Annotated in this window: 23 protein-coding genes; 9 read left to right on the forward strand and 14 right to left on the reverse strand. The window is 68.1% G+C overall.

All coding sequences use genetic code 11. From position 1 onward, the window contains the following. Positions 1–2: 2 nt before the first annotated feature. Positions 3–710 carry an ion channel gene (locus N802_RS00920; RefSeq protein WP_052109338.1) on the reverse strand — a complete coding sequence of 236 codons (708 nt, stop codon included), beginning with the start codon at positions 708–710 and terminating at the stop codon, positions 3–5. Positions 711–763: 53 nt separating this feature from the next. On the opposite strand from N802_RS00920, the gene N802_RS00925 reads away from it, so the two are divergent. Beyond that, complete coding sequence (locus N802_RS00925) at positions 764–1,864, forward strand: MauE/DoxX family redox-associated membrane protein (RefSeq protein ID WP_035910904.1); 1,101 nt, start codon at positions 764–766, stop codon at positions 1,862–1,864. Here N802_RS00925 and N802_RS00930 read toward each other — a convergent pair. The 6 genes from N802_RS00930 to dapA form a co-directional block, all read right to left on the reverse strand. Next, complete coding sequence (locus tag N802_RS00930; RefSeq protein ID WP_084071743.1) at positions 1,848–4,610, reverse strand: FtsK/SpoIIIE family DNA translocase; 2,763 nt, start codon at positions 4,608–4,610, stop codon at positions 1,848–1,850. The two genes, N802_RS00925 and N802_RS00930, sit on opposite strands and share 17 nt — an antisense overlap. Positions 4,611–4,750: 140 nt before the next feature. Further along, positions 4,751–5,539 carry a succinate dehydrogenase/fumarate reductase iron-sulfur subunit gene (locus tag N802_RS00935; RefSeq protein ID WP_035910907.1) on the reverse strand — a complete coding sequence of 263 codons (789 nt, stop codon included), beginning with the start codon at positions 5,537–5,539 and terminating at the stop codon, positions 4,751–4,753. Positions 5,540–5,543: 4 nt separating this feature from the next. Then, positions 5,544–7,406, reverse strand: coding sequence for a fumarate reductase/succinate dehydrogenase flavoprotein subunit (locus N802_RS00940; RefSeq protein ID WP_245613783.1), 1,863 nt, complete (start codon positions 7,404–7,406; stop codon positions 5,544–5,546). After that, complete coding sequence (locus N802_RS00945) at positions 7,406–8,209, reverse strand: hypothetical protein (protein ID WP_035910909.1); 804 nt, start codon at positions 8,207–8,209, stop codon at positions 7,406–7,408. The genes N802_RS00940 and N802_RS00945 overlap by 1 nt, the downstream gene beginning before the upstream one ends. Positions 8,210–8,366: 157 nt before the next feature. Next, on the reverse strand, positions 8,367–10,052 hold the full coding sequence (locus N802_RS00950; protein WP_035910911.1) for a ribonuclease J: 1,686 nt from the start codon (positions 10,050–10,052) through the stop codon (positions 8,367–8,369). Beyond that, the gene (dapA, locus tag N802_RS00955; protein ID WP_035910914.1) at positions 10,049–10,936 is read right to left on the reverse strand and encodes a 4-hydroxy-tetrahydrodipicolinate synthase; all 888 of its coding nucleotides are present in this window, start codon (positions 10,934–10,936) and stop codon (positions 10,049–10,051) included. Before dapA ends, N802_RS00950 begins: the two co-directional genes overlap by 4 nt. Before the next feature lie 71 nt (positions 10,937–11,007). On the opposite strand from dapA, the gene N802_RS00960 reads away from it, so the two are divergent. Beyond that, on the forward strand, positions 11,008–11,799 hold the full coding sequence (locus tag N802_RS00960; protein ID WP_035910917.1) for a thymidylate synthase: 792 nt from the start codon (positions 11,008–11,010) through the stop codon (positions 11,797–11,799). A 198-nt stretch (positions 11,800–11,997) separates the two neighbouring features. Then, a complete protein-coding gene (locus N802_RS00965; protein ID WP_035910918.1) occupies positions 11,998–12,462 on the forward strand; it encodes a dihydrofolate reductase in 465 nt (154 codons plus the stop codon). A 4-nt stretch (positions 12,463–12,466) separates the two neighbouring features. Here the strand turns inward: N802_RS00965 and N802_RS00970 are convergent, their stop codons facing one another. Beyond that, on the reverse strand, positions 12,467–13,276 hold the full coding sequence (locus N802_RS00970; protein ID WP_035910921.1) for an FAD-binding oxidoreductase: 810 nt from the start codon (positions 13,274–13,276) through the stop codon (positions 12,467–12,469). A 33-nt stretch (positions 13,277–13,309) separates the two neighbouring features. Between N802_RS00970 and N802_RS00975 the strand changes: the two genes are divergently transcribed. From N802_RS00975 to N802_RS00990, 4 genes are all read left to right on the forward strand, one after another. Continuing rightward, positions 13,310–14,038 (forward strand): enoyl-CoA hydratase-related protein, encoded by a 729-nt coding sequence (locus N802_RS00975; protein ID WP_035910923.1) that lies wholly within the window; start codon positions 13,310–13,312, stop codon positions 14,036–14,038. Then, positions 14,035–14,619, forward strand: a complete 585-nt coding sequence (locus N802_RS00980; protein WP_035910925.1) for a GNAT family N-acetyltransferase — start codon at positions 14,035–14,037, stop codon at positions 14,617–14,619. Before N802_RS00975 ends, N802_RS00980 begins: the two co-directional genes overlap by 4 nt. Before the next feature lie 65 nt (positions 14,620–14,684). Beyond that, positions 14,685–15,416 carry an AzlC family ABC transporter permease gene (locus tag N802_RS00985; protein ID WP_156971247.1) on the forward strand — a complete coding sequence of 244 codons (732 nt, stop codon included), beginning with the start codon at positions 14,685–14,687 and terminating at the stop codon, positions 15,414–15,416. After that, complete coding sequence (locus N802_RS00990) at positions 15,413–15,727, forward strand: AzlD domain-containing protein (RefSeq protein WP_035910927.1); 315 nt, start codon at positions 15,413–15,415, stop codon at positions 15,725–15,727. The genes N802_RS00985 and N802_RS00990 overlap by 4 nt, the downstream gene beginning before the upstream one ends. Before the next feature lie 7 nt (positions 15,728–15,734). On the opposite strand, the gene dapB is transcribed toward N802_RS00990, so the two are convergent. The 5 genes from dapB to N802_RS01015 are packed head-to-tail and all read right to left on the reverse strand — an operon-like array spanning position 15,735 to position 18,754. Beyond that, positions 15,735–16,478 (reverse strand): 4-hydroxy-tetrahydrodipicolinate reductase, encoded by a 744-nt coding sequence (gene dapB / locus N802_RS00995; protein ID WP_035910929.1) that lies wholly within the window; start codon positions 16,476–16,478, stop codon positions 15,735–15,737. Positions 16,479–16,527: 49 nt separating this feature from the next. After that, complete coding sequence (locus N802_RS01000) at positions 16,528–16,941, reverse strand: hypothetical protein (protein ID WP_156971220.1); 414 nt, start codon at positions 16,939–16,941, stop codon at positions 16,528–16,530. Then, a complete protein-coding gene (locus N802_RS01005) occupies positions 16,938–17,654 on the reverse strand; it encodes a hypothetical protein (RefSeq protein ID WP_035910932.1) in 717 nt (238 codons plus the stop codon). The genes N802_RS01000 and N802_RS01005 overlap by 4 nt, the downstream gene beginning before the upstream one ends. A gap of 11 nt (positions 17,655–17,665) precedes the next feature. After that, positions 17,666–17,986 carry a hypothetical protein gene (locus tag N802_RS01010; protein WP_035910935.1) on the reverse strand — a complete coding sequence of 107 codons (321 nt, stop codon included), beginning with the start codon at positions 17,984–17,986 and terminating at the stop codon, positions 17,666–17,668. Positions 17,987–18,016: 30 nt separating this feature from the next. Next, positions 18,017–18,754: a hypothetical protein gene (locus tag N802_RS01015; protein WP_156971221.1), complete on the reverse strand. Its 738-nt coding sequence runs from the start codon at positions 18,752–18,754 to the stop codon at positions 18,017–18,019. A gap of 233 nt (positions 18,755–18,987) precedes the next feature. Here N802_RS01015 and N802_RS20395 point away from each other — a divergent pair, with 233 nt between their 5' ends. Both N802_RS20395 and N802_RS01020 read left to right on the forward strand, forming a co-directional pair. Then, the gene (locus tag N802_RS20395; protein WP_169743370.1) at positions 18,988–19,128 is read left to right on the forward strand and encodes a hypothetical protein; all 141 of its coding nucleotides are present in this window, start codon (positions 18,988–18,990) and stop codon (positions 19,126–19,128) included. A gap of 195 nt (positions 19,129–19,323) precedes the next feature. Continuing rightward, positions 19,324–20,991, forward strand: a complete 1,668-nt coding sequence (locus tag N802_RS01020) for a DUF8094 domain-containing protein (protein ID WP_035910940.1) — start codon at positions 19,324–19,326, stop codon at positions 20,989–20,991. 13 nt (positions 20,992–21,004) lie between these two features. On the opposite strand, the gene N802_RS01025 is transcribed toward N802_RS01020, so the two are convergent. Then, positions 21,005–21,853: a glycosyltransferase family 2 protein gene (locus tag N802_RS01025; RefSeq protein WP_169743371.1), complete on the reverse strand. Its 849-nt coding sequence runs from the start codon at positions 21,851–21,853 to the stop codon at positions 21,005–21,007. Positions 21,854–21,927 lie beyond the last annotated feature (74 nt).

The following is a 21,927-nucleotide window of genomic DNA, read 5'->3' on the forward strand; positions in this document are numbered from 1 at the left end:
GCTCAGCCCCTGTTGCGCATGACCGTGAGCGCGACGAGTCGGGAGATGACCATCGCGACATACATGACGCCAGCGAGTTGCTCGATGATGGCGACGGCCCGAGCCTGCGGACCCACGGGCAAGACGTCGGAGAGTCCAACACTCGTGAGGTTTGCGCCGGAGAGGTAGAGCAACTCCAGGAACGTCCGCTTGTTCCCCTCGCCGTGGCCCACGAACGACCCGGGCCACAGTTCCTGGACTGCGAGGAAGAGGTAGGCGAAGGCGAACAGCAGGACGGTGAAGGCCGCGCCCACCGCGAAGAGCTCGTCCTTGGTCACCCAGGCGTCTTCGAACATGTACGAGACCAAGCCGTAGGCCGTGTAGAAGTAGAAGATCGACAACGCAGCGTGGGCGAGCGCCACGATGAGGATGTTGTCGTCCGAGATCGTGGACCAGACCTCGAGAACCCCCGCTGGCAGGCCGATGCCGATCGACAGCCGGGTGAGTGCCGGAGTGCTGCGGACCGTGTAGACGGCGACGATGAGCGCGCACAGGCTGAGGACCGTGAGTGCCACTCGCCCGTACTTGAGGAACTGGAGCCACGGCAGCAGGACGATGACGAGAAGTTGGACGGCGAGCAGGATTGCCGACGGCTGCTTGCGCAGAACTGCGGCCCACCGCTGACCGCGGGTGGGCGGTTCGCGCAGGTCATCCCAGAGCTTTGTCTCCATGCGCGCCACTCTAAGTCCGACCGGGGATTCGGGACCCGACCTAGGATGACCGCATGCATCACGTCGCCTGGGTCGTTGCCCCCGTGGCCCTCGCCGCCGTCCTCGCCTTCAGCGGCGCCACGAAAGTGGGCAAGGGGGGTTCGCTGCGCTCGATCATCGCCAACCTGAACCTGCCGGCGTGGCTCCTCCCGGCACCGCTCGCGCGCTCCATTCCCTACATCGAGTTCGCCCTGGCGCTCGGCCTGCTGACGCCGTGGCAGCCGGTCTTCGGCGCCGCAGCCGTCGGAACCCTCGTCCTCGTGATCGCCTATTGGCTCCTCATCGCCCGCGGCCTGACGATCTCCCCCCGGCCCGAGTGTGGCTGCTTCGGGGAAGTCGGCGACCAGCGGATCACTGGGCGCACCCTCGCGCGCAACACCCTCCTCGTCGCCGCCGCAGCTGCTGCCGTCGCGTTGGCCGCGTCCGGTGGCAGCGTGTGGTCGCTCCTTCGAGAGGCCGGCCGTTCGGACTGGCTGTGGCTGGCTCTGGCCGTGGCGGCTTCGGCCCTGACGGCGCTGGTCGTCGGCCGCGGCCGCTCCCCCGAGACCGTGGCCGTGGCCGGCCACGCTCCAGTGGCCACACCCGCAGCGGCTGGTGCCGCCCACGAGGACGACGTTGACGAGGACGACTACATCCGCACCTCCACGCCCGACCTGCTGCTGACCCGTCCGGGAGTCGAGCCGGACTCCGGCCCGATCACGCTCCACGAACTCTCGGCGAAGCGGGCGCAACTGCTCGTCTTCGTCAACTGCTACTGCGCCTCGACGACGACCGCGGTCGAGAACGTGCGGGAGTGGCAGAGGGCGATGCCCATGATCGACGTGCACCTGGTCTTCTCCGTGCCGATCGTCGGGACCTTCGTCGACACCGTTCCGCCCGGCACGCTCCTCGATCACGCCGGTGTGACCTGGCGCGGGATGGGGCTGACCAGCCTCTCACCGAGCGCCGTCCTCCTGGGGGCCGACGGCTACCTCGCGGGCGGTCCGGTGGAGGGGGCCGACGACGTGGCGGCCTTCGTCGAGGAGATCGCCGAGGCCCTGCGGGAGGACCCCGCCACCGAGGTCCTCCCCGAAGAGGTCAGGGTGTCGGAGGATCAGCTCACCGGCGACCGGTGAGCTCCCAGGCGTCCTCGCTGTCGTCCTCGTCGTCGTCCCACGGCTCCGCTTGGGGACGTCGCGCCAGGTCGTCCGCGACCGCGTCAGGGCCGTAGCGATCGGTCGGCACCTGCTGCGTCGGGACCGATGACGGCCCTGCGGCCGGCTCCGGCTGGGCGGGCGCGCCGTCGTCCTCAACGGCCTCGTGATCGACCGCCTCGTTGTCGAAGGCCGTCTCGGCGTCGGGGACGTCCTCGCCACGCATGAGCGCCAAGGTCGTCGGCAGGTCGTCGGGCCGGACGAGCACGTCGCGCGCCTTGGATCCCTCGGACGGGCCCACGACGCCCCGTGACTCGAGCAGGTCCATGAGGCGCCCGGCCTTGGCGAAGCCGACGCGCAGCTTGCGCTGCAGCATCGACGTCGACCCGAACTGAGTGGTCACGACCAGCTCGGTCGCCTGCAACAGCAGGTCGAGGTCGTCGCCGATGTCGTCGTCGATCTGCTTCTTGGCGGCCGCGACGGTGACGTCCTCGCGGTAGGTCGGCTTGAGCTGGCCGGTGACGTGGCCGACAATCTCCTGGATCTCGGACTCGGTGACCCACGCGCCCTGGACGCGCATCGGCTTGCTCGCACCCATGGGCAGGAACAGACCATCGCCCTGCCCCAGGAGCTTCTCGGCGCCGGGTTGGTCGAGGACGACGCGGCTGTCGGCGAGTGAGGACGTCGCGAACGCCATGCGGCTCGGCACGTTGGCCTTGATGAGGCCCGTGACGACGTCGACCGACGGGCGCTGCGTCGCGAGAACGAGGTGAATGCCGGCCGCCCGAGCGAGCTGGGTAATGCGGACGATCGACTCCTCGACGTCACGCGGGGCCACCATCATGAGGTCGGCCAACTCGTCGACGACGACGAGGAGGTAGGGATAGGGCTGGATGACCCGCTCCGAACCGGGCAGCGGCTGGACCTTCCCGGACTTCACGGCCTTGTTGAAGTCGTCGACGTGCTTGTAGCCGTAGGCAGCGAGGTCGTCGTAGCGCGCGTCCATCTCGCGCACGACCCACTGGAGGGCCTCCGCGGCCTTCTTGGGGTTGGTGATGATCGGGGTGATGAGGTGCGGAATGCCCTCGTATGCCGTGAGCTCGACCCTCTTGGGGTCGACGAGAACCATGCGGACCTCGTCGGGCGTCGACCGCATCAGGACGGACGTGATCATGGAGTTCACGAAGCTCGACTTGCCCGAGCCGGTGGCACCCGCGACGAGGAGGTGCGGCATCTTCGCAAGGTTGGCGATGACATAGCCGCCCTCGACGTCCTTGCCGACACCCATGACCATCGGGTGGTGGTTGTCGCGTGCCGCCCGGCTGCGCAGGACGTCACCGAGGCAGACCATCTCCTTGTCCGGGTTCGGGATCTCGATACCGATCGCGGACTTGCCCGGAATGGGACTGAGGATGCGCACGTCGGCGGACGCAACGGCATACGCAATGTTCTTGGACAGCGCGGTGACGCGCTCGACCTTGATGCCCGGGCCGAGTTCGACGACATAGCGGGTGACGGTCGGACCGCGGGTGAAGCCGGTGACCTGGGCGTCGATCCCGAACTCGTCGAGGACGGTGGTGAGGGCCTCGACGACACGGTCGTTGGCCTCCGAACGCTCCTTGTGCGGAGCACCCTGCTTGAGGGCGGAGTTGTCGGGAAGGGTGTAGGTGACGTCTCCAGCAAGCGAGAGTTGCTCGACCCGCTGCGGCAACGGTGTGGTCGGCGGCGCCTCGAGCTTGACCGGCTCGGCTGCCTTCGCGGCCGGAGCGAGCACGCCGGGGGCGGTGGGGCGCTTCTCCCCCGGGCGGGGCCCGCCCTCTTCGACCGGTGCGGGAGTCGGTGTGGGTGTGGGTGCGGGGCGACGGCCCTTCTTGGCGCGCCCTGCGTCCTCGTAGTCGACGATCGCGGCCTGCTCGAAGGCCTCGTCCCCGTCCATCGGGTCGCCCGACAGATCCCGCTTGCGCCGCGGCTTGCGGGCCGTCGGCTCGTCCGCGTCGTCCTCGCCGTATGCCGGGTGGCCCAGGATCGCTGCCTTGACATGGTCGAAGCGCTCAGGGATCTCGTGGACCGGCGTGCCCGTGAGCACGAGGAAGCCGAAGAGGCCCAGGAGGATGAGCAGCGGGATCGTGCCGTAGATCGACACGGCGGCCTCGAGCGGGCTCGAGGCGAGGAAGCCGATGATGCCGCCGGCAGCGCGCATGCCGTTGGCACCGGCCGGCGGCTCCGGAATGCCAGCGGAGACGTGGGCGATCCCGCACGCTGCGAAGGCGAGCAGAACAGTGCCGATGGCCATGCGGTTCGTCGCGGGGTGCTCGCGCGGAGTGCGGCACAGGTGGATCCCGAACAGAAGCAGGACGATCGGGACGGCGTAGGCGAGACGTCCGAAGGTTCCGGCGACGACCGCGTGGGTCACCTCACCCACAGCACCCGTGAATCCCCACCACTCACGGGCGGCGACGACAACCGAGAGAACGATGAGGAGGAAGCCGGCCCCGTCGCGGCGATGCTCGGGCTCGAGGTCGTGGCCAGCGTTCGACACCTTGCGGACCGTGCCTCCGGTGACGTGGGCCAGCCCCATCCAGGCGCCGCGAACGGCGGAGATGGGCATGGGGCTGCCGCCCTTCGCGGGCGCCTTCTTGCGGTTGGTGGGGCGTGCTGGCGCGCGGCGGTTCGCCGGCCGGGACGTGCCCGTGCGTGAGCGCGTGGTGGTGGTCGAGCGAGACGCCATGCTCCGCACCCTAGGCCAAAGTCACCCCAGACTCACGCGTCACACGCACAACACGGGGTACCCGACTTATTGCCCCGCACTGCACGGATGTGTGGCCGAAGGCCCTAACTCCGTGCAGTGCGGGGCAATAAGTCGGGGGGTCAGTCGGGGTCTCGGGGGTCGGTTCGACCGTCGTTGTCCCTGTTGCGGACTCCGATCTTGCTGCCCAGCCAGACCAACGGGTCGAACTTGCGGTCGACGACCCGCTCCTTCATCGGGATGATCGCGTTGTCCGTGATCCGAATGCCCTCCGGACACACCTCGGTGCAGCACTTGGTGATGTTGCACATGCCGAGACCGGCCGCGTCCTGCGCCAGGGCCCGCCGATCGTGGGTGTCGAGCGGATGCATGTCCAGCTCGGCGTAGCGCAGGAAGAAGCGTGGCCCTGCGAAGGCCGGCTTGTTGTCCTCGTGGTCGCGCACCACGTGGCAGGTGTCCTGGCACAGGAAGCACTCGATGCACTTGCGGAACTCCTGGCCGCGCTCCACATCGACCTGCATCATCCGCCGCTTGCCGTCGGCGTCCCGCGGCTGCGGCTGGAACGACGGCAGCTCGCGCGCCTTCTCGTAGTTGAAGGAGACGTCGGTGACGAGGTCACGGATCACCGGGAAGGCCCGCATCGGCGTGACCGTGATCGTCTCGGTCTGGTCGAAGTCCGAGAGCCGGGTCATGCACAGCAGTCGCGGTCTGCCGTTGATCTCGGCACTGCACGAGCCACACTTGCCGGCCTTGCAGTTCCACCGGACGGCGAGGTCGCCGGATTGGGTGGCCTGGAGGCGGTGGATCGCATCGAGCACGACCTCCCCCTCGGACACCTCCACGGTGTAGTCCTGCAGGTCTCCCCCGGACTGGTCGCCGCGCCAGATGCGCATCTTCAGGTCGTAGCCCATGCGGTCACTCCTCGAAGTAGGACTTGAGGTCGTCGGGCATCACCGGCAGCGGTTGGTGGGTGAGGTCGACCCCCGTGCCGGCGGCATTGAGCCGGAGCACGAGGTTCTTCGCTCCCCACTCCGGGTCGGGCCCGGGGAAGTCGTCACGCGTGTGCCCGCCGCGTGACTCCTGCCGCTCGAGGGCGGCCTTGGCGATGCACTCGGAGACCAGCAACATGTTGCGCAGGTCCAGGGCGAGGTGCCAGCCCGGGTTGTACTGCCGGTGCCCCTCGACGGCCATCGCCTTCGCCCGCTCCTTGAGCGCCTCGATCGAACTCAGGGACTCTTCCAGCTCGGACGACGTCCGAATGATGCCGACGAGGTCGTTCATCGCCTGCTGCAGGTCGTGCTGGATGGTGTAGGGATTCTCGCCGCCTTCGCCGCTTCCCGTGAATGCCGCGACTGCGCGGCGCTCGCCGGCCTGAACGGCATGCTCGTCGGCCTTGGGCAGGACGTCGAGGCCCGAGACGTAGGCCGCGGCGGCGGCGCCGGCGCGGCTGCCGAACACCAGAAGGTCGGAGAGGCTGTTGCCGCCCAAGCGGTTCGACCCGTGCATGCCGCCGGAGCACTCGCCCACGGCGTACAGGCCGGTGATGGACGTGGCCTCGGTGTCGGGGTCGACCTCGACACCACCCATCACGTAGTGGCAGGTCGGACCGATCTCCATCGGCTCGGCAGTGATGTCGACGTCGGCCAGCTCCTTGAACTGGTGATACATCGAGGGCAGCCGCTTGCGGATGAAGTCGGCGTCACGCCGAGAGGCGATGTCGAGGTAGATGCCGCCGTGCGGGGTTCCGCGGCCCGCCTTGATCTCGGAGTTGATCGCCCGCGCGACCTCGTCACGGGGCAGCAGTTCGGGAGGTCGCCGGTTGTTCTTCTTGTCGTCGTACCACCGGTCCGCCTCCTCCTCGGAGTCAGCGGTCTCGGCCTTGAAGAACTCCGGGATGTAGTCGAACATGAACCGCTTGCCCTCGGAGTTCTTGAGGATGCCGCCGTCGCCGCGCACGGACTCGGTGACCAGGAGCCCCTTCACGGACGGCGGCCAGACCATTCCGGTCGGGTGGAACTGCACGAACTCCATGTTGATCAGCGAGGCGCCGGCGCGCAGGGCGAGCGCGTGTCCGTCGCCGGTGTACTCCCACGAGTTGGACGTCACCTTGTAGGCCTTGCCGATGCCGCCGGTCGCCAAGATGACGCTCGGCGCCTCGAAGACCACGAACCGGCCGGTCTCGCGCCAGTATCCGAAGGCACCCGCGATCGGCCCCTCCTCATCGGTGCCGGCCGCCTTGAGGAGATCGGTGATCGTGCACTCCATGAAGACGTCGATACCCAACGCCACAGCGCGCTGCTGCAGGGTGCGGATCATCTCGAGACCGGTGCGGTCGCCGACGTGGGCGAGCCGGGCGTACTTGTGGCCACCGAAGTCACGCTGGCTGATCAGGCCGTCCTCGGTCCGGTCGAACAGTGCGCCCCAGTCCTCCAGCTCCTGGACTCGCTCAGGCGCCTCTTGGGCGTGGAGCTGCGCCATCCGCCAGTTGTTGAGCATCTTTCCGCCGCGCATCGTGTCGCGGAAATGGACCTCCCAGTTGTCCTCTGGCCATCTGTTGCCCATCGCTGCGGCGATGCCGCCCTCCGCCATGACCGTGTGGGCCTTGCCCAGCAGCGACTTGCAGACGATCGCGGTGTGGGCACCGGCCTCGTGCGCGGCGATGGCGGCGCGCAGGCCGGCGCCGCCCGCCCCGACGATCACGACGTCGTAGTGGTGTCGCTCCAACCTGCTCTCGGCTTCGGAGGACATCTCGTTGCCGGTCATGGGGTGTCGGGCCATCAGAAGAACCTCACGTCCTCGATCACGCCCATCGCGAGCAACCAGATGTAGAGGTCCACGAGCGCCACGGAGAACAGCGAGATCCACGCGTAGCGCGCGTGGTTCGCGTTCAGTCCGGACACCCACGTCCAGAGCCGGTAGCGCACCGGGTGCTTGGAGAAGTGGCGCAGCCGACCGCCGACCGCATGGCGGCAGGAGTGGCACGACAGCGTGTAGAGCCAGATGTAGACGACGTTGACCAGCATCAGCACGGTGCCCAGGCCCATGTGGCCCCACTCGTGCTCGGCGTTGCGGAACGCCAGGACGACGTCGAAGGTCAGGACGCAGGCGATCACCAGCGCCGCGTACCAGAACCACCGGTGCAGGTTCTGCAGGATCAGCGGGAAGCGCGTCTCACCGGAGTAGGCGGAGTGCGGCTCGGCCACCGCACACGCGGGTGGCGAAAGCCAGAACGCCCGGTAGTAGGCCTTGCGGTAGTAGTAGCAGGTCATCCGGAAGCCCAGCGGGAAGATCAGGATGATCAGGGCCGCACTCAGCGGCCATGCCTTGAAGGGCTGGCCGAAGTCCGACGCACCCTCGACGCAATCGCCGAGACACGGCGAATAGAACGGCGAGAGGTAGGGCGAGGCGTAGTAGTCGCGCCCCATGAACGCGCGGACCGTCGCGTAGATGACGAAGGCCCCGAACACCACGAAGGTCACGAGCGGCGAGAGCCACCACCGGTCCTCGCGCAGGGTGCGGGCCTCGATCTCGGCCCGCGTCGCTCCACGTACTCCGGTCCGCTCCTCGGTCGCCACCGACACACCTCCATGGTCGTGTGGGTTCACCTTGGCAGAAAATCGGCGCAAAGGAGGGGCCACGCGCACCACGTCGTGAAACCGACTCCTTGCCCCTCTGGGACGGCGGAAGACGCGCTGGGCGCGAATGACGCTGTCCCAGAAGGGCAAGGAGTCGGGGCGGTCAGGCCTCGATGACGACGGGGATGATCATCGGCCGGCGGCGGATCTTGCGGCCGACCCAGCCTCCGACGGTGCGCCGCATGACCTGCTCGAGCTGATAGGTGTCACTGACGCCCTGGGACGTCGCGTCGTCGAGAGCCTGGGTGAGCTTCGGCATGACGTCGTCGAAGATCACGTCGTCCTCGACGAAACCACGCGCGGTGATCTCGGGGCCGGCGACGATCTTGCCGGAGGACGAGTCCATGACGACGATGACGGAGATGAAGCCCTCGTCGCGCAGGATCTGCCGATCCTTGAGCAGCGCCTCGTCGGCCTCACCCACCGAGGAACCGTCGACGTAGACGTAGCCGCACGGCACCGCCCCGGCGACCCGCACCTTGCCGTCGACGAGGTCCACGACCACGCCGTCCTCGACGACGACGACGCCCTTGGGATGCACGCCGGTCGCGAGCGCGAGGTCGGCGTTGGCCCGCAGGTGCCGCCACTCGCCGTGCACCGGCATGACGTTGCGGGGCTTGACGATGTTGTAGCAGTAGAGGAGCTCGCCGGCGCTGGCGTGACCGGAGACGTGCACCTTGGCGTTGCCCTTGTGGACGACGTCGGCGCCGAGTCGCATGAGCCCGTTGATGACCCGGTAGACGGCGTTCTCGTTGCCGGGGATGAGCGAGGAGGCCATGAGGACGGTGTCGCCCTCCCCCACCTCGATCTGGTGGTCGCGGTTCGCCATCCGGGACAACGCGGCCATCGGCTCACCCTGCGAGCCGGTGCAGATGAGGGTCACCTTGTGATCGGGCAGGTCGCCGAGCTTCTTGAAGTCGACGAGGATGTTGTCGGGCACGTGGAGGTAGCCGAGATCGGCTGCGATCCCCATGTTGCGGACCATGGATCGACCGACCATGGCGACCTTGCGGCCGGACTTCTCGGCGGCGTCGAGCACCTGCTGCACCCGGTGCACGTGCGACGAGAAGCAGGCGACGATGATGCGCCGCTTCGCGTGCCGGAAGACCCGGTCGATCGCCGGCGCGATGTCCTTCTCGGGTGTGGTGAACCCCGGGACCTCGGCGTTGGTGGAGTCGGTGAGGAAGAGGTCGACGCCCTCCTCGCCTAGCCGTGCGAATGCACGCAGGTCGGTGAGCCGGCCGTCGAGGGGCAGCTGGTCCATCTTGAAGTCACCGGTGTGGAGCAGCGTGCCGCCCGAGGTCCGCACGAACACCGCGAGGGCGTCGGGGATCGAGTGGTTCACGGCGACGAACTCGCAGTCGAAGACCCCGAGCGTCTCGCGGGCGCCCTCCCTGACCGTGAGGGTGTAGGGCTTGATGCGGTGTTCCTTGAGCTTGGCCTCGATGAGCGCCAGGGTCAGCTGGGAGCCGACGAGCGGGATGTCCGGCTTCAGCTTGAGGAGATAGGGCACTGCGCCGATGTGGTCCTCGTGTCCATGCGTGAGGACGATCGCCTGGATGTCGTCGAGCCGATCCTGGATGGAGGAGAAGTCCGGGAGGATCAGGTCGATTCCGGGATGGTGGTCGTCGGGGAAGAGGACGCCACAGTCGATGACGAGCAGTTGGCCCTTGTGCTCGATGACCGCCATGTTGCGGCCGACCTCGCCGAGGCCGCCGAGGGCCACGACGCGGACTCCACCGTCCTTGAGGGGCGCCGGCAGGGAGAGCTCAGGATGCGGGTGGCTCACGCGAGACCCGACCCGGCCAAGCCCTTGCGCATGATGTCCAGGTGCTCTGGCGGGGACTCGACGAGTGGCAATCGGACGAACGCCGACTCGATCACCCCCAGTTCGACGAGGGCCGCCTTGACCATGATTGCGCCCTGGGACGTCGACATGAGGGCGTCGGTGACGGGGATGAGTCGCTGGTGGATCTCGCGAGCCGCCGCCAGATCGCCGGAGTCGACGGCCGCGACCATCGCGGCATACTCCTTGCCAGCGACGTGACCGACGACGGAGACGCAGCCGACAGCCCCCTGTGCGAGGTGCGCGAACGTGAGCACGTCGTCACCGCTGAACCACAGCAGGTCCGTCGCGGCCATGGCGTGCGTCGCCGCCCACAGGTCACCCTTCGCGTCCTTGACGGCGATGATCCGCGGGTGGTCAGCCACGGCAATGAGCGTCTCGGTCGAGATCGCCTGCCCGGTGCGGTGCGGCACGTCGTAGACCATGATCGGCAACTCGGTCGAGTCGGCGATGGCGCGGAAGTGCGCGACGAGCCCCGGTTGGGTCGGCTTGTTGTAGTAAGGCGCCACGACGAGCAGGGCGTCCGCTCCCGCCTCGGCGGCACGGGCGGCCATGTGGATCGAGTGTGCGGTGTCGTTGGATCCGACTCCGGCCGTGATGGCCGCGCGGTCCCCCGCAGCCTCCTTCGCCAAGCGCACGGCCTCGATGCTCTCGTCGTCGGTGAGCGTCGCCGACTCCCCCGTCGTGCCGTTGACGACGATCCCGTCGTGGCCGTTGGCGATGAGGTGCTCGACGACGGATCGCAGTCCCGCCTCGTCGATCGATCCGTCCGGGCGCATCGGGGTGATCATGGCCGTGATGACCCGGCCGAAGGGGTTCGTCGTCATGGCCCTCAGGGTAGTCGCTGCCATCCGCGGGGAGTCGTCGCGTCGTCAGTGGTCGCCGTTACCCTCGGTCCATGCGCCAGTACCTCGACCTCCTCGACCGGATCCTCGACGAGGGGGTCGACAAGTCCGACCGCACGGGCACCGGCACCCGCTCTGTGTTCGGCCACCAGATGCGCTTCGACCTGTCCGAGGGCTTCCCTGTCGTGACGACCAAGAAGCTGCACCTGAAGTCGATCATCGGCGAGCTCCTCTGGTTCCTGCGCGGTGACACCAACGTCCGCTGGCTCCAGGAGCGCGGCATCTCCATCTGGGACGAGTGGGCCGACGAGGACGGCAACCTCGGACCGGTCTACGGCCACCAGTGGCGGTCGTGGCCGACCCCGGACGGGCAGCACGTCGACCAGATCGCCAAGGTCATCGAGTCCATCCGTAGCAACCCCGACAGCCGCCGACACATCGTCAGCGCGTGGAACGTCGCGGATGTCGACGACATGGCTCTCCCCCCGTGCCACGCGCTCTTCCAGTTCTATGTCGCCGACGGCAAGCTCTCCTGCCAGCTCTACCAACGATCCGCCGATGTCTTCCTCGGCGTCCCGTTCAACATCGCCTCCTACGCCCTGCTCACCATGATGGTCGCCCAACTCACCGATCTCGAGCCCGGCGAGTTCGTCCACACGCTCGGCGACGCGCACCTCTACTCCAACCACCTCGAGCAGGCGCGGCTGCAACTCACTCGCGAGCCGCGCCCGCTGCCGACGATGCACATTGCCGACAAGGGCGCCATCGACGACTTCGACCTCGACGACTTCGAGCTCGTCGGCTACGACCCACATCCGGCCATCAAGGCGCCCATCGCCGTCTGACGCACCTCCCGTCCCGAACCCACCCAATTGGACGGTTCGGGACAACCCCGGCCGTATGCCGTCCACCCACGTGGGGCGACCTTGTGCCCGATTGGGACGGCGAGCGCCAGCGAGTTGTCCCAATCGGGCACAAGGTCGCGACGAGAGCGGACGGCATACCGGCCGCTGTGACGGCTCGACACCCCTAGGGTGAGCGGCATGACCCAGGTGACTCTCATCGCCGCCGTCGGGCGCAACGGCGTCATCGGCGCCGACAACGACATGCCGTGGCATCTCCCCGAGGACTTCGCCTTCTTCAAGCGCACGACCATGGGGCACGCGATGGTCATGGGCCGCAAGACGTTCGATTCCATCGGTCGCGTGCTGCCCGGGCGCCGGACGATCGTCATCACCCGGCAGCCCGACTGGCACCACCCGGACGTCGAGACCGTGCACTCCCTCGATGACGCACTGGGACTGGCCGGGCCGGCCGACGAGGTGTTCGTTGTCGGTGGCGGCGAAATCTATGACCAGGCCATGCCCTTCGCCCAGCGGCTGCTCATCACCGAGGTCGACCAGGAGCCTGCGGGCGACGTGCACTTCCCCGAGATCGACCCGGCGCAGTGGCGGGAGACCGCGCGCGAGGAGCGCGACGGCTTCGCCTGGGTGACCTACGAGCGCTGAGGAGTCAGCGCTTCAACGGGTCCACCGGGCCGGTCGACGTGAACCGTTCGCGGTGGATGTGGTCGGGCGCGACACCCTCTCCACCGAGCCACGCCTCGGCGTCGGCGATGAGGCCCTCGGGCCCACAGAGCCACCAGTCGTCCACGGCTGCCGGACCGCCGACGTCGTCCAGCACGCCACGGATGAGAATCGGATCGATCCTGCCGTGCCGGGTCCCCTCGACGACCTCGCGGCTCAGGACGTGCTCGACCCGGAGCCGACCACCGGAAGCCGCTTCCAAGGCTGCGAGTTCGCTCCCGAGGACGGTCGATGCCCGGGTGCGGTTGGCGACGATGAGGTCGACCGTGGAGTCCTCGTGCTGTTCCAGCGCGGCCGCAGTGATCGCGAGGACCGGCGTGATCCCGGAGCCGCCGACGATCCCGACGTGGTGGCGCGGCCCGTCGGCTTCGTCGAGGACGAAGTTGCCGAGCGGCGGCAGCACCCCCATGACCTCCCCCACCTCGACCTCCCGAGCGAGCCACGGCGACATCCGACCGCCTTGGACGGCTGCGGCGGCCACGCGAATGACGCCCTCGCGCTGGGCCCGACTCGGAGGCACCCAGATCGAGTACGACTGCCGCACGTCCTCACCGCCCACGAGTGCCCGCAGCGTGACGTACTGACCGGCTCGGTAGTCGAGGAACGCCGGCATGTCCCTCACGTCGAAACCGATCGACACCGCATGTTCCGCGACGGGATCGACCTCGGCGACGGCGAGCGGTCGGAAGACGGGGTGCGGCTTGGCCGGACGTCGGAGCAGGGACACGCCGTCCATCCTCACAAATGCCGCCCGGTTAGGCTCGACGGCGTGGCGATTCACTCACGGACAACTGATCGGGTCACTGTCCTCACCATCGACCGGACGGAGCGGCGCAATGCCCTCAACCACGATGCCCTCGAGGAACTCGACGCCGCGCTGGCCACGGCGGTCACGACATCGCGGGCCATCGTCCTCACGGGCGCGGGCGGGCACTTCTGTGCCGGCGCCGACCTGACCGAACTCGAGGACGTGACCTTCACCGACCACCTCGCCGAGGTTCTCACCCGCTTGTCGACGGCGCCGATCACTACGGTGGCGGCCATCTCCGGCTCCTGCATGGGCCTCGGGATGCAGCTCGCGGTCGGCTGCGACCTGCGGGTCGTGGCCGACGACGCGCGCTTCGCGGTGCCTGTCGCCAAGCTGGGCCTCATGGTCAACCACTGGACGCTCGAGCGGGTGACGCGCTTCTGGGGCGAGGGCGCCGCCCGCCACATGGTGCTCACCGGGGCGGTGCTCACCGCCGACGACGCCTGGCGCCTCGGCTTCTCGCAGCAGCGCGGGGGCCTTGATGCCGCGATCGCCCTGGCACGTCAAGCCGTCGACCTCGCTCCCCTGACCCAAGCCGGGTCCAAGCTCGGGTTCGACGCCCACGGCGGCAACCACGCCGAGGTTGCCCGCTACGAAGCGGCGTTCGCCACCGCGTGGGCGAGCGACGACCTCACCGAGGGTCGCAGAGCCTTCCGTGAGCGCCGCACCCCGGAGTTCCAGGGCCGATGAGCCACGACCACCCGCACTCCCACGAACCCGGCCCCGTCGCTGACGCCAGCGTGCGCATCGCCAAGCCGACCGACGCACCTGCCGTCGGCGTCGTCCAGTCCGCCGTGTGGACGCAGGCGTATGCCGGCCGCGTCCCTGACGAGGTCGTCGCCCTCTTCGAGGCTCCCGCCTTCGCGAAGGCGTGGCGCGAGTCCCTCGAGAACCCGCCGGCCGGAGTGCACCGGCTGCTGGTCGCCCGAGCTGGCGAGCAGGTCGTCGGGTTTGCGGCGATCGGCCCTAGCCAGGACCCCGATGCGGGGGCGACCCGTGGCGAGGTCACGGCGATCGGGGTGCACCCGGGCGCTCGCCGTCAGGGCCACGGGTCGCGTCTGCTCAACGCGTGCGTCGACACCCTTCGCGGTGCTGGCGCCGACGACGTCGCGATCTGGGTCCTTGCCGACGACGAGGACACCCGCGCCTTCCTCAACGCGTCCGGACTCGGCCCGGATGGTGCCTTCCGGGACCGGGTCGTCTCCCCCGACGGCGACACCCTCCGGGAGGTCCGGCTCGTCGCCTCGCTCGCGACGGACGAGGTGGAGTGAGCACCACGGCGCCCGACGCGGAAGGTGAGGGCCCGCGGGAAGGTGCGCACCCGGCATACACGGGCATGGAGCCGAGCACACGCAAAGCCGTTCTGCGACAGTCGCTTTCGGTCGGAATCGCCACCGGGGCATACGGCATCAGCTTCGGCGCCCTGGGAGTCGCGTCCGGGCTGAGCATCCTCCAGACGGTCGCTCTGTCCGCCCTGCTCTTCAGCGGCGGGTCGCAGTTCGCCCTCGTCGGCATCCTCGGCGCAGGGGGAACCGGCTCTGCCGCCGTGGCGACGTCGACCCTCCTCGGGGTCCGCAACGGCCTCTATGGGCTGCAGACCTCACGGATCCTCCACGTGCGCGGTCTGAGGCGGCTGCTCGCGGCTCAGGTGACCATCGACGAGTCGACGGCGGTGGCCGTGGGACAGGAACACCGCGCCGAGGGGCGCCTCGGCTTCTGGGTCACAGGAATCGCCGTCTACGTCTTCTGGAACCTCATGACCCTGATCGGCGCGTTGGCTGGCAACGCCCTGGGCGACCCACAGCGCTGGGGTCTCGACGCCGCTGCGGCGGCAGCCTTCACGGCCCTCCTGTGGCCGCGTCTGCGGAGCCGGGACGCCGCCGCGACCATGGTGCTGGCGGTGGCGATCGCGCTCCTGACCTCGCCGCTGCTCCCGGTGGGGGTGCCGGTCATCCTCACCGTGCTCGCGGCCGTCGTCATCGGGCTCAGCGGCGGAGGCCGGCACGAGCCGCCCACGGAGGATCCGGAACTGGACGACGACGAATTCCGCGAAGGGGTGCCCTCATGAGTTCGTGGACGCTCGTGCTGGTCGCGTCAGGACTGGCCTACGTGACGAAGCTCGCCGGCTACCTCGTCCCGGAGTCCTGGGTCGAAGGTCCCCGGCGGAGTCGAGTGCTCACGCTTCTGCCAGTCGCGCTGCTGGCCGGGCTCGTCGCAATTCAGACGTTCGGTGGGGATGGTGGTTCGCTGCACGTCGATGCGCGTCTGGCGGCGGTGGCAGCGGCGATCCTGCTGCTGCTCCTGCGCGCGAACTTCCTCGTCGTCGTCATCGGCGCTGCCGCCGTGGCTGCCGGGCTGCGCGCACTCGGTTGGGGCTAGGGCGCGCTCAGATCCCGAGGTAGTGCTCGAGGCCGACCGTAAGACCAGGGTGCTCCTTGACCTTGCGGACCGCCGCGATGACGCCGGGCATGAACGACACCCGGTCGAAGGAGTCGTGCCGGATCGTGAGCATCTCGCCGGTTGCCCCGAAGAGGACTTCCTGGTGCGCCACGAGTCCTCGGAGGCGCACCGAATGCACCGGTATGCCGTGTGCTCGCGCTCCACGCGCACCGTCCGGATCGCTGGTGGTGGCGTCGGGAACGGTGCCGAGGCCGGCCTTCTCGCGTGCGGCGCCCATGAGCTCGGCCGTGCGGGCGGCGGTGCCAGAGGGGGCGTCGACCTTGTCGGGGTGGTGCAGTTCGATGACCTCGGCCGACTCGTAGAACGCTGCCGCCTTCTCGGCGAAGGCCATCATCAGGACGGCACCGATGGCGAAGTTGGGTGCGATGAGGACGCCGACGTCGGGGTGCTGGTCGAGTCGCCTGCGGAGGTCGGCCAGCTTGCCTTCGCTCCAACCCGTCGTACCGACGACGACGTGCACGCCCTGGTCGACGCAGTGGGCGACGTTGGCAGCCGAGGCGTCGGGGACGGAGAACTCGACCACGACATCGGCGCCCGCGAGGTCGCCCAGCTCGTCGCCCATGTCGAACCGACCCACGAGTTCGAGGCCGTCGGCGGCTTCCACTGCACGACACGCTTCCGAGCCCATGCGACCGGATGCGCCGATGACCGAGACCTTGGTGACACTCACGCCTGAACTCTAGTTGGCGCCGACGAGGGGTCCGTGTGCCGGCTCCGAGCTAGCGTCGACTCGCCATGAGTTGCGGCGCCACCATGGCCACGATCGACACGGGTGCCGTTGTGAAGAACGCCAACGGGGCGCCGAGCCATGGAACGCCACCGAAGGCGGCCACCACGATTGCGACGGCAAGCGCGAGCACCGGCAGCACCCGAGCCGCCCAGATGCGAAGGGGCGCCTCTGGTCCCCCGGATCGCACCGACGACCACAGGGCGAGCGCGACGAGCGCCGCCGCGGCGGACGTCACGGCACCGAAGACGAGCGCGCGGTCCGTGTTCGACGACGACGCATCGCCCGCGAGCCGCCCCATCGCGAGGAGGAACACGACGAAGACCAGCTCCAGCCCGACCACGCCTGCGATGAGGAGGCTCAGACTGCGCGCCAGCGGCGGGCGTCCGCTCTGGTGATCGCTCATGCGAACGTCGGCCATTTGCTTCCGGGGAAGGCCGACATGTCGGTGAGAGCGCCGTTGAGGTTCCCCTTCTGAACCAGGCACGTGCCCGTCAGGACGCCTGTTCCCACGAGCACTGACACGAAGAAGCCGGCGATCGCGAGCTTGACACCGAGTGGGATGCCGACGACCGCGCCCGGGCCGGTCGCCACCGAGGCTGCAGCGACCAGGACGCCGGCAATGGCCGCCATGATCGCGGTGACGATCGACCCCCACCAGACGATGATCGCCAACGCGACGTTGTCCAGAGCGCCAGCGATCTTCTCGGCGATCGGCCCCACCGCCTTGAAGGCAGTGACCTGGTCCTTCGCCCGGGCCACGTAGATGTCCGAGGCGGTGCCCTTCCAGTACGCGTCGACGTCAGTCGTGTCCTGCGTCACGGTTCCGCCCCACGGTGTCACCACCTGGCCGACGTCCTTGCGCCAGTCGTCCGCCGCGCCATACATCAGCCACGGAGCACCAAAGACGTTCCAGTGGTCGGCGAACCAGTTGGTGAACTTGTTCCACAGCGGCACGACGACGCTGTTCCAGAGGTCGACAGCCTTGTCGGCCGCCCAGCCGAAGAAGCGACCGATCTTGCGGACCACAGAATTGAACTTCTCGAGGCAGTCGTCCATCTTCCTCTGGAACTCGTCGTACTTGTCGCGAATCTTCTGCATCAGTTCTTCGGCAGTCATGGCCTCGCCCCTCAGGTATTCGTCGGTGACCAGGTGGCACCGAGCCGCGCCAGGGCGGCGTCGTCGTCATTGCGGTACTGGCGCTCGATCCCCTTGAGCGTGTCGTCGATCAACCTCATCGCTGTGGCCCCTTCGCCGAGCAGGGTTGCCACACGGTCGCGGACCTGGTCGTAGGTCGTGATGAAGCCGGTGAGCTCCGCCACGACGGATGCCGCGTTCTGTGTCACATTGATGGCATTCGCGTTCCTCTGGGCCGTCGTCATGTCGGTCTCTGCCGAACCCCAGGACTTGGCGGCGTCCAGAAGCGACTCACGTTCAACTTGATAGCTCATCTCGTTCCCCCTTCGTCGTGTCGTTGATGCTCATCGCTGAAGCCCGAACCGGCGGCTCAGGGTGTAGGGGTCCCCCAGACGACGCATCCTGTGCTGCGTCTCTCGCGCAGCGTCGCTCACTGCTCCGAATCCCGTCATCATCTGCTGCTGCGCGTCACGGAGCGTCTCACCGACCAGCCTGCCAACATTCGCCGGATGAGCCCCCGCGAGCCATCGCGGGTCGAGATCGAGTCGCGATACGTCGCCGCCGGAATCGATCTCGACGTGAACCTCACCGTGCCTGCTGCGTGAGGACGCCGAGTGGATCGAGGCCGCATCGAGCGAGGACTCCAGCGCCGCGAGGGCCTGTTCGGCCCCGCCAAAGATCTCGGCCATGATCCGCTCGGCCTCCTCCGGGCTCACCGACCCCGTGAGACCAAAGACCTCGCCACTGTCCTGCGGCATGGGCATGGGGCGCGGCGGAGGGAGTCTGTCGGGGTCCGCAGCCTCGACGTTCGTGATGAATTCATCCACGACACTGGCCTGGGCGCGAACCAAGGCAGCCCGGATCGCATCTCCGAGCGCCTCTCCCTCGACCCTGTCGCGCCAGTTGTGCGCGACCCGCACATCCCGGACGTCGCCATCAGGACCGATGCGCACGGACACGACGTCGAGCTCGTCGCTGCCCTCGCGCTCGATGCGCGGCGGGGTTGCCGCCTCCAGCGCCTGGATCTCGCGGTCGTTCTGCTCGCGGAGCTCATGGAGCTCATCACGGAAATCCTCAGTCACGGTGTTCCCCTCGCGTCGACACTCCCCAACCGATGTCGTGAGTCTCATGACTCCTTGGCGAGGTCGCAATGGGGAGCACTCCCCTTCGGGCGTGACGTGAGGAGGGCGGCTGCGCTCGTTCATCTTCTGTTCACTTTTGGGGTATCTTTAGGTGAACAGCAGGTGAACGACCATCGTTGGGGGTTCTCCGAAGTCGCCGTCCGTCAACCGCAGGTCCACACGAGGAGACACCGATGAAGAAGGTCGCCACGACCGTCACGGGTCCGGCCTGCCTGACGATGCGTTGGGTGCCGGTGACCAAGGATGGTCGCACCCGCATGGAGATGCGCTGGAGCGCCCCGGCGACGGTTCGCCGCGTTCCCAAGGTTTCCTGACCGGACACAGATGTCAGTAGGCCCTCGCCGAGTCCCGGCGGGGGCCTACTGCTGCGGCCATCCACCTCTATTCCACGGCTCGCGCGGGCTCGCGGCGGCGCCTGTGGACAGCCTCAGTTGTGGCCGGAGCGTCACTGGCAGACTGGCATGCCGGGGGAACCAGGGAGGGGCCCCTGACACTCGGAGGGGAAACACATGAAGAGACTTCTGGCGATCCTGCTTGCCCTGATGGGCCTGCTGTGTGCGGCCGTCGGCATCGCAGGGACCGTCCTCATCGGGACTGACGACGTCGTCAACTCCCCCACCACGACGCTGAAACTCGGCGGCGCCAAGGCCGTCGTCTCCACGCCCGGACTGCTGGCGCTCAAGGACGCCACCCTGCAGGTCAGCGCGACCCACGATGGCGGTCCGGTCTTCGTCGGGCGCGCCCACCCCATCGACGCCACCAGCTATCTCGACGGGGTCTCGACGTACGCCGTCACCAGCGTGGGCACGTCGGGCATGAGCGGCAAGGTCGTCGACGGAGACAGCAAGGTGATTCCCGCCGACCCGACCAAGCAGACATTCTGGAAGGACATGGCGAGCGGCCCCGGCACACAGCGTCTGTCGCTCGATCTGGACGGGTCCGCCACCGCCTACGTCATCGTGCCCATGGGAAGGTCGGGTGCCGTGAGCGTGACGAGCGGTCTGGTCATTCCGTATGGCTTCATGCTCTCGATCGCCGCGATCGTTCTCGGAGCCCTGGGAATCGTGGGGGCGTGGCTGCTCCAGCGTCGCGGCTCTGGCCCGGAGACGCCACAGCAGAACAGCGACGAGCCCCCGGTGGCCTCGTCGGCGGAGGCCGACAGTTCCGACAGTGCGGTCGATGCCGAGGAGCGGGCGTTGGAGCCCACGCGCGCCATGACGCGTCGCGCAACTGCGCTGGCACTGACGGCTCTCCTTCCGGTCCTCGCGGGCTGCGGGATGGTGCCGAGCAAGGTCGAGCCCTGGCGTAGCGACTCGATCACCAAACCTGCGATGACCCATGACGAGGCCGTCGCGGCCATGAAGGACTACGACGTCCGCAACAACACAGCGATCAAGGCATCGGCAACGAGCTACGACCCCGTCGCCTGGGCCAAGGCCGACACCGGGATCGTGTTCGCGCAGGATCGGATCGCGACAACCATTCAGAAGTTGCACAAGGACAAGGATTCGACGCCTCTCACGCACACCGTCAAGGGCCTGTATGCGCCGACGTTCGCGACCTATCCCATGTACTCCATCGTCAACGTCGACCGCGCCGCCGACGGTAAGACGAGCCACAGCATCGCTGCGTTCACGAGACAGAGCGCCGTCTCGCCGTGGCTGATGGCGGCCAATGCCAGCTACACGCACGCAGATCTTCCCAAGCCGCTTGCGGCAGGCGTCGCAAGCCACCTCACGGATCCCGAGAAGGAGAAGCTGGTCGCGCGGATCGGCGATCTGACCAAGCAGCTCAATGCCGGGAAGGGATCCCTCGTCACGGGCGAACTGTCCACCATCGTGGAGGACTTCATGGGCTTCGGTGGGAAGCCCGCTGCCTTCCGGCTCTGGTCGAGTGAGGCGGACCAGTTCGGCCCACGCGGGTCAATCCAGGCCGTGAAGGTCGCTGGCGATGCAACCCTGGCCGTGGTCAGCCTCCAGGCCGACACCGTCCACGACGCCGGCAAGGGCAACGTGTGGAAGGCGTCGGCACTCGACAACGACTACCTCAGGGCAACGGGTCAAACCACCAAGGCGCAAATGCTCCGCGTTCGGAACGGCGTCACCGTGGTTCTGCTGGTCGATCGAAAGGGTGGGGTCAAGCCGCTCGCGGTGTCCGCCGATGGCGTGCCGCTGTGACCGAGCGGGTGGCTCAGCGACCGCCGCTCCAGATCCGAGCCAGGGTTTGGAGGTCGGCCGCGACATCCTCGCGGTAGGCGTTGTAGTGGGCGTCGAACGGTGTGCGGAGGTGATAGGCCCACACCGTTCGCGCCTGCACGCTGACGATCTTCCCGCTGGCTCGGGAGAAGAAGTCTCGGTGATCAACCATGCGCAGCCGTTCGTCCCACCTGACGCGGTGGATCGACTCCGTGCGCGCCAGGTAGACCTGCGGCGTCTTGGGGACGACGGGGAGCCCGCCCAGCACTGTGCCGAAGGGGACCAGCGGCGGCTGTGCGCCGTGAAACAGCGGGTCGGCACTGCGTGAGACTGCGCGCAGCCTGGGCAGGTCGACCAGGGTGAGTGCGACGAGGTCGACCGACGGGTTGTCGTCCAGATAGTTCATGGCCGCCACCAGGTCACTCGCGGCGGTGAAGACGATGTCGTCGTCCGTGACGAAGACGAATTCCGTCTTCACGGTGTCGAGGGCGGCATTGCGCCCGACCGCGACGCCACTGTTGAACGGCATGCCGAGGATCTCGATGTCCGGGCCCAAGGCCGTCACTGGCGTCCGCGAGTCGTCGGCGACCACGATCCGACCGCCGAACACGGTGCGCATGCTCTTGAGTCCCCGCCGCAACACAGACGGCCTCTCGAAGGTCTTGACGATCATCGTCACTCGGGCGGCGAGCTCATCACGCTCCTGAGTGGACGGCAGCCCGAACCGCACGCGATCCGTCAGCCGAAGAGCAGTGAGCTCGGTCCGTTCGATGCCGCGATAAGCACCACGCATCGGGGCTCCCAGACGCCCCCGCATGACGCGCTTGATCTGCTGAGTGTCCAACGAACGCCCCTTCGCGAAAACGACGCAGCCCATGATCCACCGAAAAGGCGACGGGACGGCATACCAAGGAAAGG

The sequence above is a fragment of the Knoellia sinensis KCTC 19936 genome (genome assembly GCF_000768705.1).
Classification (GTDB): Bacteria; Actinomycetota; Actinomycetes; order Actinomycetales; family Dermatophilaceae; genus Knoellia; species Knoellia sinensis.

Excerpts from the sequence above, each read along its gene's own strand:
- N802_RS00930 (WP_084071743.1), bottom strand. The coding sequence starts at position 4,610 with ATGGCGTCTCGCTCGACCACCACCACGCGCTCACGCACGGGCACGTCC.
- N802_RS00970 (WP_035910921.1), bottom strand. The coding sequence starts at position 13,276 with ATGGACGGCGTGTCCCTGCTCCGACGTCCGGCCAAGCCGCACCCCGTC.
- dapA (WP_035910914.1), bottom strand. The coding sequence starts at position 10,936 with ATGACGACGAACCCCTTCGGCCGGGTCATCACGGCCATGATCACCCCG.
- N802_RS00925 (WP_035910904.1), top strand. The coding sequence starts at position 764 with ATGCATCACGTCGCCTGGGTCGTTGCCCCCGTGGCCCTCGCCGCCGTC.
- N802_RS00990 (WP_035910927.1), top strand. The coding sequence starts at position 15,413 with ATGAGTTCGTGGACGCTCGTGCTGGTCGCGTCAGGACTGGCCTACGTG.
- N802_RS00935 (WP_035910907.1), bottom strand. The coding sequence starts at position 5,539 with ATGGGCTACGACCTGAAGATGCGCATCTGGCGCGGCGACCAGTCCGGG.
- N802_RS01020 (WP_035910940.1), top strand. The coding sequence starts at position 19,324 with ATGAAGAGACTTCTGGCGATCCTGCTTGCCCTGATGGGCCTGCTGTGT.
- N802_RS00980 (WP_035910925.1), top strand. The coding sequence starts at position 14,035 with ATGAGCCACGACCACCCGCACTCCCACGAACCCGGCCCCGTCGCTGAC.
- N802_RS20395 (WP_169743370.1), top strand. The coding sequence starts at position 18,988 with ATGAAGAAGGTCGCCACGACCGTCACGGGTCCGGCCTGCCTGACGATG.
- N802_RS00920 (WP_052109338.1), bottom strand. The coding sequence starts at position 710 with ATGGAGACAAAGCTCTGGGATGACCTGCGCGAACCGCCCACCCGCGGT.
- N802_RS00965 (WP_035910918.1), top strand. The coding sequence starts at position 11,998 with ATGACCCAGGTGACTCTCATCGCCGCCGTCGGGCGCAACGGCGTCATC.
- N802_RS00940 (WP_245613783.1), bottom strand. The coding sequence starts at position 7,406 with ATGGCCCGACACCCCATGACCGGCAACGAGATGTCCTCCGAAGCCGAG.
- N802_RS01005 (WP_035910932.1), bottom strand. The coding sequence starts at position 17,654 with ATGACTGCCGAAGAACTGATGCAGAAGATTCGCGACAAGTACGACGAG.
- N802_RS01000 (WP_156971220.1), bottom strand. The coding sequence starts at position 16,941 with ATGAGCGATCACCAGAGCGGACGCCCGCCGCTGGCGCGCAGTCTGAGC.
- N802_RS00985 (WP_156971247.1), top strand. The coding sequence starts at position 14,685 with ATGGAGCCGAGCACACGCAAAGCCGTTCTGCGACAGTCGCTTTCGGTC.
- N802_RS00960 (WP_035910917.1), top strand. The coding sequence starts at position 11,008 with ATGCGCCAGTACCTCGACCTCCTCGACCGGATCCTCGACGAGGGGGTC.
- N802_RS01010 (WP_035910935.1), bottom strand. The coding sequence starts at position 17,986 with ATGAGCTATCAAGTTGAACGTGAGTCGCTTCTGGACGCCGCCAAGTCC.